Origin of the sequence: Dolichospermum heterosporum TAC447, assembly GCF_024584745.1 — a bacterium.
GTDB lineage: Bacteria > Cyanobacteriota > Cyanobacteriia > Cyanobacteriales > Nostocaceae > Dolichospermum > Dolichospermum heterosporum.
In genome coordinates this window covers 845,313-860,715 of sequence record NZ_CP099464.1, presented here as the reverse complement: position 1 = coordinate 860,715, position 15,403 = coordinate 845,313, and the positions used below count along the sequence as shown (strand labels likewise).

13 protein-coding genes are annotated in these 15,403 nt (G+C 36.5%); 6 read left to right on the top strand and 7 right to left on the bottom strand.

Translation table 11 applies throughout. From position 1 onward, the window contains the following. Positions 1-55: 55 nt before the first annotated feature. From NG743_RS03835 to miaB, 4 genes are all read left to right on the top strand, one after another. A complete protein-coding gene (locus NG743_RS03835; protein ID WP_193962519.1) occupies positions 56-727 on the top strand; it encodes a 2OG-Fe dioxygenase family protein in 672 nt (223 codons plus the stop codon). A 472-nt stretch (positions 728-1,199) separates the two neighbouring features. Further along, positions 1,200-2,465: a tetratricopeptide repeat protein gene (locus NG743_RS03830; RefSeq protein WP_193962518.1), complete on the top strand. Its 1,266-nt coding sequence runs from the start codon at positions 1,200-1,202 to the stop codon at positions 2,463-2,465. 291 nt (positions 2,466-2,756) lie between these two features. Beyond that, positions 2,757-5,483 (top strand): AMP-binding protein, encoded by a 2,727-nt coding sequence (locus tag NG743_RS03825; protein ID WP_257121545.1) that lies wholly within the window; start codon positions 2,757-2,759, stop codon positions 5,481-5,483. A gap of 295 nt (positions 5,484-5,778) precedes the next feature. Then, complete coding sequence (miaB, locus tag NG743_RS03820) at positions 5,779-7,140, top strand: tRNA (N6-isopentenyl adenosine(37)-C2)-methylthiotransferase MiaB (protein ID WP_027404781.1); 1,362 nt, start codon at positions 5,779-5,781, stop codon at positions 7,138-7,140. A gap of 396 nt (positions 7,141-7,536) precedes the next feature. Here the strand turns inward: miaB and hemJ are convergent, their stop codons facing one another. The 6 genes from hemJ to rph all read right to left on the bottom strand — a co-directional run bounded on the left by hemJ (position 7,537) and on the right by rph (position 13,091). Continuing rightward, the gene (gene hemJ, locus NG743_RS03815) at positions 7,537-8,124 is read right to left on the bottom strand and encodes a protoporphyrinogen oxidase HemJ (protein WP_027404782.1); all 588 of its coding nucleotides are present in this window, start codon (positions 8,122-8,124) and stop codon (positions 7,537-7,539) included. Positions 8,125-8,245: 121 nt separating this feature from the next. After that, positions 8,246-9,379 carry a hypothetical protein gene (locus tag NG743_RS03810; protein WP_027404783.1) on the bottom strand — a complete coding sequence of 378 codons (1,134 nt, stop codon included), beginning with the start codon at positions 9,377-9,379 and terminating at the stop codon, positions 8,246-8,248. Beyond that, entirely contained in the window at positions 9,360-10,256 is an 897-nt protein-coding gene (gene yhdJ, locus NG743_RS03805) for an adenine-specific DNA-methyltransferase (RefSeq protein ID WP_236630656.1), read from the bottom strand. Before yhdJ ends, NG743_RS03810 begins: the two co-directional genes overlap by 20 nt. Positions 10,257-10,559: 303 nt before the next feature. Further along, positions 10,560-11,411 (bottom strand): alpha/beta fold hydrolase, encoded by an 852-nt coding sequence (locus NG743_RS03800; RefSeq protein ID WP_257121544.1) that lies wholly within the window; start codon positions 11,409-11,411, stop codon positions 10,560-10,562. 116 nt (positions 11,412-11,527) lie between these two features. Further along, positions 11,528-12,313, bottom strand: coding sequence for an MlaE family lipid ABC transporter permease subunit (locus tag NG743_RS03795; protein WP_234413243.1), 786 nt, complete (start codon positions 12,311-12,313; stop codon positions 11,528-11,530). A gap of 34 nt (positions 12,314-12,347) precedes the next feature. Further along, positions 12,348-13,091 carry a ribonuclease PH gene (gene rph / locus NG743_RS03790; protein ID WP_027404787.1) on the bottom strand — a complete coding sequence of 248 codons (744 nt, stop codon included), beginning with the start codon at positions 13,089-13,091 and terminating at the stop codon, positions 12,348-12,350. A 292-nt stretch (positions 13,092-13,383) separates the two neighbouring features. Here rph and NG743_RS03785 point away from each other — a divergent pair, with 292 nt between their 5' ends. Together NG743_RS03785 and dcd are read left to right on the top strand one after the other, a co-directional pair. Further along, positions 13,384-13,920 carry a P-loop NTPase family protein gene (locus tag NG743_RS03785; RefSeq protein ID WP_027404788.1) on the top strand — a complete coding sequence of 179 codons (537 nt, stop codon included), beginning with the start codon at positions 13,384-13,386 and terminating at the stop codon, positions 13,918-13,920. A gap of 74 nt (positions 13,921-13,994) precedes the next feature. Continuing rightward, complete coding sequence (gene dcd, locus NG743_RS03780) at positions 13,995-14,564, top strand: dCTP deaminase (RefSeq protein ID WP_035083368.1); 570 nt, start codon at positions 13,995-13,997, stop codon at positions 14,562-14,564. Positions 14,565-15,058: 494 nt separating this feature from the next. Here the strand turns inward: dcd and NG743_RS03775 are convergent, their stop codons facing one another. Then, the gene (locus NG743_RS03775) at positions 15,059-15,397 is read right to left on the bottom strand and encodes a hypothetical protein (protein ID WP_257121543.1); all 339 of its coding nucleotides are present in this window, start codon (positions 15,395-15,397) and stop codon (positions 15,059-15,061) included. Positions 15,398-15,403 lie beyond the last annotated feature (6 nt).

Here is a 15,403-nt window from a genome sequence, read left to right as displayed (position 1 = left end):
AGCTTACCATTTAGATAAATATGGTAGCATTTACCAATGCAAGGAAAAATATCCTATGCAAAAAGTCTCACTCTATACAGAATTAGAATATGCTTTTCTGTTCACTCTGAGAAAAGTAAACTCGATTAATACATCAGGTTTTCGACCATTTTTTGAGAATTTACCAATTGACCCCTATGTTAAGGGTGAATACCGTTCCCGCAGGTTATCCAGATTTAAAGTTTCTGGAGATAAATTGGTTAAATTGCCTCATGGATATCTATTACAAAGTAGAGAATATAATCCTTTATTGGGAGGAGTAAAAAGGGAGTTTGCAGAATTAGATGATGCACTAATAGAATTAGATATTTTCAAGAAACTGGTTTTGGCATTTTGTGATTCTTGTAAACTGTATTCGCCGGCAGAAGTTGATGTTCATCAAATTAGAACTACCTGTTCACCAACTAATTTAGGAAATCCTGCACCTGAAGGCATTCACAAAGATGGTGGTGATTTTATTGGCATTTTTTCCGCAGGAAGAGATAATATTCAAGGTGGAGAAACCCATTTATATGCTGCTAAAAAAGAAAAGCCAGTTTTTAACAAAGTTTTGCAACCTGGAGAAATAATTTTGGTGAATGAAGATCAATTTTTTCATTTTACTACGCCGATAAAACCCCAAGTTCTCGGATTGGGAAGTAGGGATGTATTTGTGATTAATTATCCTAGTATCATGTCTGACTTTTAATCACAAAACCTGTAGGGGCGCAGGGTCTGCGCCCTAAATTGTATTGCATCCAACTAATAACCCTCAAATGAGGTATAATAAGACCCATATTCCGCACTTCACAATGTAGTATCCATCTTTTCAAGAATTATTCCTAACAAGGGTTAAATTGTTCAATATTAATATTTAAAATGATGGATAAAATATGTGTTTTATTAAACGATAAAAAATAAAATTATGGAAATATTCGCGTATTATAAAATGAAGTGCGGAAAGCGGGATAAGAAATAATTAAACGCAGATGGACGCAGATAAACGCAGATAATTTTGTACTTCATCAGACTAAGAAAGATGAAATGACATTTTGTTACCAATCAATAATATAGCGTTTTTTAATTCAGTGAGGTACAAGAACCCCACCCCCAACCCCCTCCCCGCAAGCGAGGAGGGGGCTATGATATACTTGATATAATTAGGAATTGCTATAAATAATATGAATGAAAAATTTTATAACCGGGGATTAGAAAAGGCTAAACATCAAGATTATGCTGGTGCGATAGGAGAATTTACCGCTGCTATCCAACAAGATCCTGGGTTTAGTCAAGCATATATTCAACGGGGTTTAGCATATTATGATTCAGGGGCAATTCTGCAAGCTGTTTATGATTATACTGAAGCTATAAAGCTGGATGAATATAGTCGAGAAGCTTTCTATTTTCGAGCTTTAGCTAGATTGGCATTAAAAAATCTTCCTGGTGCTTTGGAGGATGTAGAAAGGGCAATTAAGGTGGATGCTGATGATGCTGCTGCTTATGATTTACGGGGGATTGTCCGACGTAAACAGGGACATATTCAAGATGCTATTTTTAATTTCAAGAAAGCAGCCGAATTATATCTAGAACAAAAAGATAAGGAAAAATGTCAAAGTTGTTTGCAAAAAATTAAACAATTACAACCACCTCAAAAACCAGAACAACAAATAAATAAGTCTGTAACTGTATCTATTACCTCTACCAATCAATATTTTCAGCAATTATTAACAAAGGCAGAACAGGGAGAAACTAGAGAAGCTATTGCTGATTTAAACTGGGTATTAAAAGTTGATCCTAAAGATGCTCAAGCCTATTGCTGTCGCGGCGTAGTTCAGTGTAAACTTGGTAATTATCGAGAAGCAATTACTGACTTTAATCAAGCACTAAAACTGGATTTTCAAGATGCCATTGTTTATCGTAACCGAGGAAAAGCCCGTTGCCAAATTGGTGATTATCAGGGTGCATTATCGGATTTAAACCAAGCTTTAAAAATGCAGCCTGAAGATCCTTTAGTTTATGTTGCTAGAGGTAATATTTATCGAGAAATGGGTAATTGTTTGAATGCAATTCAAGATTATAGTCAAGCACTGCACATAAATCATGATTACGCTCCAGCTTACTATAATCGTGGTCTTGCCTATACATTGTTGGAAGAAATACAAAATGCTGTAGCCGATTATCAAAAAGCAGCGAGTATTTATTGTGAACAAGAAGACTGGGAAAATTATCAACAGGTATTAAATAGGTTACAAAAAATTCAAACATCCCAGCCCGTAATTAATAATCAAAAATATGAAGTTTTACGTCAGCGACTGTTGCGGTTAGTGGGGGGACAATGGGAAATCGCCAAAGGCTTGATTCAACAACAAGAATATCATTATCCGGGAATGTCAGATGATTGGTATTTACAAAGAGTCATTGATCAATTAGAGCGCGATCGCAATTAGAAAATATACTACCCAAATACCCAATTTATCTAATAATTTGGGTATGTACAGTTTATGATTATACATTAATTTGGATAATTTGTATACAATTTTTATTTTAAAAACAAAGTATAGATAAAGATTTTATGAAAGATTCTCCTTAAGTATGGCAGGTTATTATAATTTGTCGTACCATTTATTTTTATCAATGCACATCATTGGTTAAGTCAAGGGCAATAAATAAATTAAAAAGAGATAATTTTCTACCTCAACCCTGATTTTCACCAAAAATTCAATAAAGTTTATATAGCCATGAATAATATTTACTCCACAATTCCGAATACCTTATTCCAGAAAAAAATTATTTGCAATCGTTTAATTCCCTCGCCAAAAGGCTTTATAGACTTTCCCAAATTTGAGATTGAACAGTCTATACCTAGCCGATTTGAAAAACAAGTTGATAAATATCCAGATCATATTGCTATCAAAACCCAGAATCAAACTCTCACTTATGCACAGCTAAATAAAAATGCTAATCGGTTAGCCAATCAAATTCTTGAACAACGAGGAAATCAATTAGAAGTAATTGTATTACTACTGGAAAAAGGTGCAGATTTCATTACAAGTATGTTGGGAGTATTGAAAACAGGTAAAATCTTTGTTCCTTTAGATCCCACATTTCCTATTGATAGACTAGCTTATATTATTAAAGATGCTCAAGCTGTTGCATTTATTACCAATAATCTCAATTTGGATTTGGCAAGAAAACTCGCTGGAGGTACTATTAACAATTGTCATTTATTTAATCTAGACAATATTGATAACCATAATTCTTGCCAAAATCCCACTATCAAAATATCACCAGAAGCACCAGCTTATCTAATTTATACTAGTGGCTCAACTGGTCAACCCAAGGGAGTTGTACAGAATCATCGTAATGCTTTGCATTACTGCATGAATGACACAAAAACTTTATTAATTAACCATCAAGACCGGGTAGTTTTTCTCTATTCTTGTAGTGCTTTAGGTGGAATATTATGTATTTTTTACACTTTACTTAATGGTGCAAGTCTCTATTCATTCAATGTCAAAGAACAGGGATTAACTAATTTAGTTAATTGGTTAATTACATCAGAAATTACAATTTATCATTCATTTACAACTCTATTTCGGCATTTTGTAGATACTCTCACTGGTACAGAACAGTTTCCTAAAATTCGCCTAGTTAAATTAGGTGGTGAAGCTACCTTAATTAGAGATGTCGAAAATTATAAAAAATACTTTTCTTCAGATTGTCTTTTATATGCCAGTTTAGGCGCGACAGAAGCAGGAACTTTCCGTAATTTCATCGTTGATAAAGATACGAAGATTGAAAATAGCATCGTACCTATTGGTTATGCGGTTGAAGATATGGAAGTTGTGCTATTAGATGAAGCAGGAGTAGAAGTTAAAAACGGCAATATTGGAGAAATTGCCCTCAAAAGTGAATATTTAGCTTTAGGTTATTGGCAAAAATCAGAATTAACGCAAGCTGTATTTTTACCCGATATTCAAAATAGCCAAAAAAGAATTTATCGCACAGGTGATTTAGGCTGTATTCAAGCAGATGGTTGTTTAATTCATAAAGGAAGAAAAGACTTTCAGGTAAAAATCCGAGGCTTCCGCATTGAAGTTGCAGAAATTGAAATGGAATTGCTGAAAATTAGCAATATTAAAGAAGCTGTAGTTATAGCTAGTGAAGATAGTCCAGAAGATAAACGTCTCATAGCTTATATTGTTCCTCAACAAAAACCAGCACCTACTACTAAAGAAATTCGGCAATATTTACAGAATAAATTACCTGAATATATGCTTCCTAGTGCCTTTGTGTTTTTAGATGCCTTGCCATTAACACCTAATGGTAAATTAGATAGAAAGGGATTCATAGCATTCAATTTAATTAAGCCAGAATTGACAGAAAGTTTTGTTAATGCCCATGATGATATAGAAAGTCAGTTAATAAAACTGTGGGAAAATTTGTTAGGTGTTGAACCTATTGGTGTTCAAGATGATTTTTTTGAATTGGGGGGAAATTCTTTATTAGCAGTTCGATTATTTGCGGATATAGAACGTAAATTTGCCAAGAAACTGCCTTTGGCGGCTTTGTTTCCCACAGCGACAATAGCAGCGATATCTCAAATTATCCACCAAGAACCAGGGTTAGAAAATACCCCCAAAGTTAATTATTCATCTTTAGTAGAAATTCAACCCCAAGGTACAAAACCACCTTTATTTATGATTCATCCCTTGGGGGGAGAAATATTATGTTATCGGGATTTAGCAATACATTTAGGGTCAGACCAACCTGTTTATGGACTGCGACCCCAGGGAATAGATGGAAAACAGCCTCTTTTGCTGCGGGTGGAAGATATGGCTGCAAAGTATCTGCGAGAAATGCAGACTATTCAACCTCAAGGACCCTATTTTGTAGGGGGATATTCCTTTGGGGGTATCGTCGCCTATGAAATAGCCCAACAAATTCGCAGTCAAGGTCAAGAAGTCGCTCTTTTAGCGATGTTAGATACCTGTCGTCCTGGTTATGAACGACGGTTATCATTTAAGAGGCGAATTTTGCTGCATATCAATAATATCTTTCGACGTGGACATAAATATATTGCTCATAAAGCTAAGGGTTGGTACAAACAATTTCATTACAATACTAAACAAGTTTGCAATCATTACTTTCCGACTGGTTCTCATGTCATTCTCCCTGAAGATAAAAAGTATTTAGAAATATCCAATGCTCATAAACAAGCTTTGAATACCTATGTATTTCGACCTTATGTGGGGAAATTAACTCTTTTCCGCACAAGAGATGAAAATCGAACTGAGGCTATAGGTTTAGAATATGATTCCCATTTTGGTTGGGGTGAGATAGTTATGGGTGATTTAGATATTAAGTATATTCCTGGTTCTCATCTTTCTCTTCTCAATGAACCGAATGTGAGAGTATTGGCGAAACAAGTTAAAATTTGTCTAGAGGATGTTCAAAAAGTCTAATTTATTATAGTCCTGGCGACTGGAAAGATGCCTCCGGCTCCCGTTAGGGATACGCAGCTACACAGACGAAACCCACCTGCGTGGGTTTAAAAATTCTGATTTTTTGTGCGAAGGTGTTTGAAAACTTTTTCGTGGGGTACACAACACTTGGTGCTTTCGTCGAAATATTGGGACACACATTTGCATTGTCCACCACAAACCGCACACTCCTGAAAATGTTCCCCAAATAAGATAGGATTGCTATATAGAATAGAAAACAGACTTGATATACATTACTAACTAAGCGTAATTTCCAATGACCACTAACCGCCATTACCACATTATCACCTTCGGTTGCCAAATGAATAAGGCAGACTCTGAACGCATGGCTGGTATTTTAGAAGACATGGGCTTTGAATGGTCAGATGACCCAAACCAAGCAGATGTAATTCTTTACAATACCTGCACCATTCGGGATAATGCGGAACAAAAAGTATATTCTTATTTAGGTAGACAAGCCAAACGGAAGCAAGAACAACCTGATTTAACTTTGATTGTTGCTGGTTGTGTTGCCCAACAGGAAGGTGAAGCTTTGCTGCGTCGTGTGCCAGAATTGGATTTGGTGATGGGACCCCAACACGCTAACCGTCTTAAAGATTTGCTAGAGTCGGTTTTTGCTGGTAATCAAGTTGTCGCTACGGAAGAAGTGCATATTTTTGAAGATATCACCCAGCCGCGTCGTGATAGTCAGGTAACTGCTTGGGTAAATATTATTTATGGTTGTAACGAACGTTGTACTTATTGCGTTGTCCCTAATGTGCGCGGTGTGGAACAGTCCCGGACACCAGAAGCGGTTCGGGCGGAAATCGAACAGTTAGCAAAACAAGGATATAAAGAAATTACTCTCCTGGGTCAAAATATTGATGCTTACGGACGGGATTTACCTGGTTCTACCGCCGAAGGTCGTCACCTGCACACATTGACAGATTTACTTTATTATGTCCATGATGTACCGGGTATTGAACGCATAAGGTTTGCTACTAGTCATCCACGTTATTTTACGGAAAGATTAATTAAAGCCTGTGCAGATTTGCCCAAAGTCTGCGAACATTTTCACATTCCTTTTCAATCTGGGGATAATGAGCTTTTAAAAGCTATGTCACGGGGCTATACTCAGGAAAAATATCGCCGGATTATTGATACTATTAGAGGGTATATGCCGGATGCGTCAATTAGTGCTGATGCGATTGTGGGTTTTCCTGGTGAGACAGAAACACAGTTTGAAAATACTTTGCAATTGGTGGCAGATATCGGGTTTGATTTAGTGAATACTGCGGCTTATTCACCTCGTCCTGGTACACCTGCGGCTTTGTGGGATCATCAACTGAGTGAGGAAGTTAAAAGCGATCGCTTGCAAAGATTGAACCATTTAGTTAATATCAAAGCAGCAGAGCGATCGCAACGTTACTTTGGTCGGATTGAAGAAGTATTAGTAGAAGCTCAAAATACCAAAGACACAAACCAGGTTATGGGAAGAACTGGAGGAAATCGGCTCACATTCTTTACTGGTGATATTAATCGCCTCAAAGGGCAAATAGTCAAGGTGAAAATTACTGAAGTTCGCGCTTTTAGTTTAACAGGAGAAGCAGTAGAAGTTCGTCAACCAGTTACAGTTTAAGAGGATGTTTGAAAAGTTTTTAATGTATAAACAAACCCCTCTCCAAACCTCTACCCGAAGCGGAGAGAGGCTTTGAAACCCCCCTTCCCACCCAGAAATGAATTTCCGGGCTAATAGCGAAAGTATAGCGGTATGCACTTGCATGAGATACATCATAGCCCCCTCATCGCTTGCGGGGAGGGGGTTGGGGGTGGGGTTCTTGTATCTCACTCAATCGAGAACCGCTATAAACTAAAGTTTACTCAAAAATTTCCGGGTTATTTAGTCATCTTCAGATGACTTCTGCTATTAGACTGGGAATATGGCTAACGCCACGCTACGCTATCATTCCCAGGCGGGCTACAGGTTTTACGTTAAGTTGACACCAATGAGATTTTGCTTTACCCCTACCGATAGTTAAAAAGCTTTTACTCCTGACTCCTCTTTTAATTGTCCTGTCAGTTTTTCCTGATTGCGTCTGCGGATTTTGGCGTAGAGTTGAATACTCACAGCCATGAAAATCACCAAACCAAAAATTAACCAAGCGGTGAGGTCTGTAGGTAAGTTATTCTTAAATGTCGCCAACATCACAATTACGACTAATAAAAGCGTCGGTGCTTCGTTTAAGGCGCGTAAACTTTGACCAGTCCATTTACATTCATCCGCTGCTAACTGCTTCATCAATTTAGCGCAGTAAATATGATAGCCAATTAAAACCGCTACAAATCCTAATTTGTAATGTAGCCAGGGTTCTTTTAACAGTTCCATGTTGGTAGATAAAATACCAATAGCCATTGCTACCGTCACAAACAGTCCCGGAGTGGTGATAATGTCGTAAAGACGCTTTTCCATGATTTGATACTGGTTCTTCAGTATCGTTCTTGCTGGTTCTGGTTCAAGGTTAGCTTCAACATGATAGATAAACAACCGCACTAGGTAAAATAACCCCGCAAACCAAACCACAAAGCCGACAATATGAAATGCTTTAAACCAAGAATACGCCATGAATTTTAACCTACCTTTATCAATTTACAAATGATTGCATCTACTCTCATTATCAGGTTAAGATGATTTCGCAGCAAGGATGTGGATAGGTTAAGAAGTGTGAACCGTATATTTGGCATCATCATACTTCATCCCCAGCAGCTTCTTCTTCCATATTAAACTCAACTCGACTTTGTAAAACTATTTCTTCAATTACTTGAATACCTCTTTTAAATTCTAAAACTTTATTAAAACGAAGTATTAGTTCTGGAATATTTATCACTTCCTCTATACATTCCATATACTTTTTAATAATAGCTTTGATTTGATATCTTGTCTTTGCTTGTTCCTCAATCTTATTGAGTAAATATTCGACTTCTTCCTCAGTTTTGATTACAAAAGTAACTGGATATTTTTGTACCTTATCAATATCTAAAAAATATTTTCCCGTATCTAAGGTTTCTGTAACTTGAAAAAACCTTCCCAGAGGCTTCATGACAAAATCTATCCCACCATCATTTGCATTTGTGCGTCCAGTTTTATACAAAATTAAATGATCAATATTTAATTCATCTTGCGACCAACCCCAATATATTTTTTGTTCTGCATAATAATGTTTTAAAATCGCATAACTAACAATCTCAAATACTCTAGCATCTATATTTGGTTTTAATAAACTTCTAATGAATTCAATTGCTGCTTCAGATGAATGATTTTGAATTTCTATCATTTTTTGACAATAAATCACAAATTCATTGAATGAATTCATTCTTGCTTGAATATAAGCATCAATAATATCTTTGATGGATTCAGAAATATTAATTACTTGCTCACCAATTTGAATTTTTAAAAGATTTTCATTAATCCAATATCTATTTGTTGTTGAATCTCTTATTATTGGTAAATAATCTGAGGTGTGAAAATATTTTTTAAATTCTTCATTTAAACGATGATTCAGAGCATGATTTTGAAGTTTGTTTCCAAAAGGTAACTCTCTTTGCCGCATTAATAAATTTATATATTGTGCGCCTTCATAATCTTCATAGCCATTCTTAAGATGAAATTCCTTTTGTAAATAATCTTCAATCAAAACATATATAGCATAATGATTAGCAAAGCTGGATCTTGATTTTGAACCACGATTTGCAGCTTTAGCTTTAATATTAATATACTGTAATAATTGACTATTCCTTAAAATAATATCTCCATCTATAGGAAAGTATTTATTAAGAATATTAATTATTGTTTGCGTAAAATCATGCTGTAGTATTTTCATCAAAGATACTCCCTTGGATAAAATCTAAATCTACTTTTTTTCCATTTTTATTTTTGATATTATGGTTTTTCTGTGGTGGCAATAGTTTTTCTCCTTGATATTCTTCCATTTCTAAAACCCTTCTCAAGCCAATTTTTAGATATTCTTCTTGCAGTTCAATACTGATAGATTTCCTACCTAAACGTTTAGCTACAGCAGCAGTTGTAAAAGTTCCAGCAAAGGGATCAAGGATTAAACTTCCTTTATGACTACTTGCTAAAATGATTCTTTCTAGTAATGACTCTGGTTTTTGTGAAGGATGATTTTCGTATTCTTCCATGCGATATCTCACACGGGGAAAATACCAAGCATTACCAGGTACTTTTTCTGTATTATAGGGGGTAGGAACTGATTTTCTGTAATCAATTAATTTCCGTTGTGCGCCTGTTTTTGCTTCAACTTTAATATCATCTGCATTAAAAATATAATTGTTTTTATCTTTGACACAATGAAGAATAGGTTCATACATTGAACCGAAGTATTTTGTAGCTTGAACCCCAGAACTATCATAATGCCACATTATCCGACTGAGAATAGTTAATTTTTGTCTCAAATAAATATCAAAATAAGGCATTGCTTGGGTGCTTGTCATCACATAAATTGTACCATTTGGTTTAAGAATGCGAATACATTCATTAAGCCATTGATATGACCAATTTATATATTCTGTTTCTGATTCCCATTTATCATGGAAGTTACTAAATTTCTTACCTATATTATAAGGAGGATCAATAAAAATTAAATCTACTGATTCGGTAGGAATATGATTTAATAAAATGTTAACCGCATCACCGTAAAAAATGGTGTGTTGTTGATTTTTATGTTGTTCAATCATCATTTTAAATAAGTAAGCAAAATTTTGATTGTGCCGATTAAAAACTCAGACAATAAGAGGTTGTTTGAAAACTCATGATTTCTGTATCAAATGTTTTACCCCTCCCTAACCCTCCCCTTTACAAGGGGAGGGAACTGGATTTTTATTGTTTTTCCCCTTGTAAAGGGGAAAGGGGGGTAAAATGTGATGAAAATTACGGGATACCATTTTTAAAACATCCTCTAATATATTGACTTTACTATCCTTCTTCTTAAAAATACTTAAACAAAAGAAGAATAGCAGAGAACAAGAAATACTGGTTGATATTTAATTCGATTGGGAACGACGGAAAAATGGGAGCAAATCTTGTAAAATCACTTCATGATAATGTTCTTGGGCATAATGTCCCACATTATTAAGTTTGATTATTTCCCCATTGGGTACAGATTTTACAAAAGTTTCCGCCATATCTACAGATAACCAAGGATCAATCATTCCCCATTGAACTAAAATAGGTTGTTGCCATTCTTTAAACCCATTTTCTATTTCTAGCATGGCTTTTTCTAGTTGGAAATTGCGAATTGTTGCTAGGAGACTTCTTCCAGGGGCAGAACTTTTCAAAAAGGGTTTTCTATAAACATCTAAATCTTCATCTTCAATGCGGTAACGACTTCCACCTTCTAGGGTTCTATCAACTAATAAAGGATCTTGGGTAATCATATCACCCGCAAAGGGTAAACCCATTTGTTTGATTTTCCAAGGTAATTTTGCTGATGTAGAAATGGGGGTATTTAAAATAGCAATATTAGCAACTTTTTCAGGATGATGGAGGGCGTATTGTAAGCCAACTGAACCTAAAAAACCTTGGACAACTAGGGAAAACTTTTCTAATTCTAAAGCTTGAATAAATCCTTCTAAAGCTGTGATAAATGCGTCGGGAGTATAAGCAAAATCCTGTTTTTCTGGTGTACCGGAAAATCCACAACCAATCCAGTCAGGTGCGATCGCTCTATTTCCCTGTGCTGCTAAACTAGGTATAATATTTCTCCAACTATAACTTTGAGCAACTATCCCATGTAAAAATAACACAGGGATTAAATCAGTTCTCCCAATCGGTTCAGCTTCTCGATAAAACCATTCTAGAGAATCTACCGTAATTTTATGTTCTTGAATTGACACGCTATTTTCCTATTGACGACGGCAACAACACCATACAAATGCTAATATCATCATCCTACAAATAGGTGATAGGTGAACAAATCCCAAAACTACTTATGTCTTTAGACCGGGGAGTGTCAAAGCAAGGGTTTCTCAAACAGTAGCAACGCCAACACAAAATCCATAATAAAAATCGCCACCCAAGTAGTTACCACAGCAGTTGTAGCTGATTCTCCCACTTCCTTTGCGCCTCCTTGAGTTGTCAGTCCCCAACTACAACCATTAACCGATACTATAGCCCCAAAAATCCACCCCTTCAGTAAAATAATTAAAATATCTGATGGTAATAAAAAATTTCTCACTGATTCTAAAAATGTTTCAGGACTAACCTGATAAAACTGCATAGCCGCAAAAGCACCACCCATAACACCTGTAACTACAGCAAAAATCATCATTACAGGCATCATTAAACAGCAAGCAATGACTCTGGGTAAGACAAGATAATCAACAGGGTCTGTTCTGAGCATATATAAAGCGTCAATTTGCTCTGTCACCCGCATTGCTCCTAATTCCGCTGCAAAAGCTGAACCAACTTGTCCGGCGATAATACTAGCAGTTAAAATTGGTGCTAGTTCTCGACAAAATGCTAAAGCAAATGCACCGCCAACGGTATCTACAGCCCCGAATCGGACCAATTCTCTAGCGGTTTGAATCGTGAAAATCATCCCCGCAAAACCGTTGACTAATAATACCGGAGGGAGGGAAGCTGGTCCTGTTGTCACTGTATGTTCTAATATCTTGCGATAGTAGGTTTTTCCGCGCAGGAAATGCAGTAAAATTTGACCGAACAACAGGAATACTGACAAATAGCGAATTATCCAAGATTGTTCTAAATTTCTTTTTGGTTGCAAGTTTACGGCCACTAATTAAATTTTTTTACTAGGGAATTATGAAAATTTAAGTTGCTACAAATAGAGTATTCCAATCACTAATAGCATTTCTTTGAGCAGTTAATAATTCCTGTATACCTCGTTCAGAAAAATCTAGCATTTGATTTAACTGCTGACGACTAAAACTTCCCGATTCTGCTGTTCCCTGAACTTCAATAATGTCCATTTGATGATTCATAACTACGTTAAAATCCACATCTGCGGCTACATCTTCAACATAGTTAAGATCCAAAAATGGTTCACCCTGCAACAAGCCTACAGAAACTGCTGCTATTTGTCCACATAAAGGCGATCGCTCAAGAACCCCCTGCTGCAATAATTGAGAAATAGCATGAGCCAAAGCCACAAAACCCCCAGTAATTGCCATTGTCCTCGTTCCTGCGTCAGCTTGCAGCACATCTGTATCCACAGTCAGGGTTCGCTCTCCCAACACCTCAAAATCCAACGCAGCCCTTAAACTCCGCCCAATTAAACGTTGAATTTCCTGGGTTCTGCCCGACAATTTCATCAATTCCCGTTCCTGGCGTTTTTGGGTAGCAGAAGGCAACATTCTATATTCAGCCGTTAACCAACCCTTCCCACTACCAGTCAAAAATTTAGGCACTCCTTCAGCCACACTAACCGTACACAGAACCTGAGTATCACCAGATTTCGCTAAAACAGAACCAGGTGCAAACCGAGTGAAATTAGGATAAAAACTATGGGGACGGAGTTCACCAGGGGTTCTGCCGTCAGGACGTTGCCAAGTCATTGAAATTGCCTCAAAATTTTTGCCTACAGCCTTTAGATTACCCCAGGATGACAAAGGAATCAGGCTGCTTTAAGTAGGTTGGCGTTGAAAATTGTCGTTATAGCAAGGCGGCAAGAGGCAAGAGTAAAGAAGTTTTCAGCGATTTTACGTTTCTTTACACAGTTTGGTTTTATTGTGTTCATCTACTTACTGATAAATACTGCTGTATGATAGCTATATGTTTTACTATCAGCAAAGATTTACCTTTAAATGTAAGTCATTAAATTTATAGTGAGTTTTTAAACTTTGCCTTATGGTTGCTCAATTAGAAACCCCAGGTCTAAATTCAACCTTCAGCGTACCATATTCCGTAGAAGGACTGATACAAGTTTTTACTAATTCCCAGCGTAGCTTTTTTACCAGCGTGATGGCACAAGCACTGAGAATTGCTGGACAAGGTACACCAGTATTAATAGTCCAATTCCTCAAAGGTGGGATTCGCCAAGGACATGAACGACCTACCCAAATGGGACAACATTTAGATTGGATTCGCTGTGATTTGCCCCGTTATATTAATACTTCAGATTTGGACGCAGCGGAAATTCAAGCTTTGCAACAACTTTGGCAACATACCCAAAAGGTAGTTAATGAAGGTAAGTATTCTTTACTGGTATTAGATGAGTTGAGTTTAGCGATTAATTTCGGTTTAATTCCAGAAACTGAGGTTTTAGAGTTTCTTTCTCACCGTCCTCCTCATGTTGATATTATCCTCACAGGTTCTCAAATGCCCCAGTCTCTTTTAGATGTAGCAGACCAAATTACAGAAATTCGTCGCAGTCATCAACCTTAAGTATTAAGATGTCGTAATAACTTGGTTGAATTATCTGTGAACTTGTGATTAAAAACGACATCTGGATTACTGAAATGGCTCAAAAAGGCATGATTTCGCCTTTTGAATCGAGTTTAATTCGTAAATTGCAACCTGATTCATCTCAGCTTCCGCAACCTGTAATTAGTTACGGACTTTCTTCTTACGGCTATGATATCCGGCTTTCTGGCTCTGAATTTCGCATTTTTCGCCACATTCCCGGTACTGTTATTGATCCTAAAAACTTTAATCCCCAAAATCTAGAGTCTACCCAGTTACATACAGATGAAAGTGGTAGCTATTTTATCTTACCTGCTCATTCTTATGGTTTAGGTGTGGCTCTGGAAAAGCTGGAAGTTCCAGCCAATATTACAGTAATTTGCATTGGTAAATCTACTTATGCAAGATGTGGTATAATAGCTAATCTAACACCTGCTGAAGCGGCATGGAGAGGACATCTTACTTTAGAATTTTCTAATTCTTCCAGCGCTGACTGTCGTATTTATGCTAATGAAGGTGTGGTGCAATTGCTATTTTTAGAGGGTGAACCCTGTGCTGTTAGTTATGAAACTCGCAGAGGTAAATATCAAGATCAGTTAGAGATTGTTACAATAGCTAGAGTTTAAATTTGAAACACAAATCATTTTCCTGTTCCCAGTCCAAAATAGATATATTGGTAATTTTGAGTATCTATATTTGATTTTATAGGTAAGCGATCGCCTAATAATATTAAGATGGTGTTTGAAAAGTCATGATTGCTGTATCAAATATTTTACCCCTCCCTAACCCTCCCCTTGTAAAGGCTACGGTGTACACACAAGTTATCGAATCACCATTATTCCTCAATTCTCCCCGATGCTTTGAGGAGGGAACTAATTTTTTCGGTTTCCCTCCAAAGCATCGGGGGGATTAAGGGGGGTAATTTAACTTGTGTGTACACGATAGCCTTATAAAGGGGAGGGAACTGGATTTTTATTGTTTACCCCCTTTACAAGCGCAAAGGGGGGTAAGAATGTGATAAAAATTACGGGATACCACTTTTCAAACATCCTCTAAGTTTAGTTAAGCGGATGATAAATCCCTGACTTCCTCATCATAGAAGAAATCAGGGAAGGTAATATTATTGATTTTGCTGTAATTCTGCATCAATTAAGTTTTGCAATTCCGCCAATGAATTAACACTAATACTTGATAACAGGAGATTTTCTAGAATCGTCATATCATCAATTTTCTTGAGAGAATCACTCATCAATTCTGGAACAGAATCAAATCTATTAGCGAGAATTTTGATAATATTGTTTCGGCAGGTTTTTCTAACACCTTTGATTTCACCTTTTGCTTCACCTCGTTCTTCTGCCATTTCTTCAATAGTGCTTAGGAAAGGCATATTTAACTCCTTTTCATGTTGTTCTAGTTTATCGTTGAACTCTGTTTGTAATGGAGGTGGTAAGGTCATCATTTTATC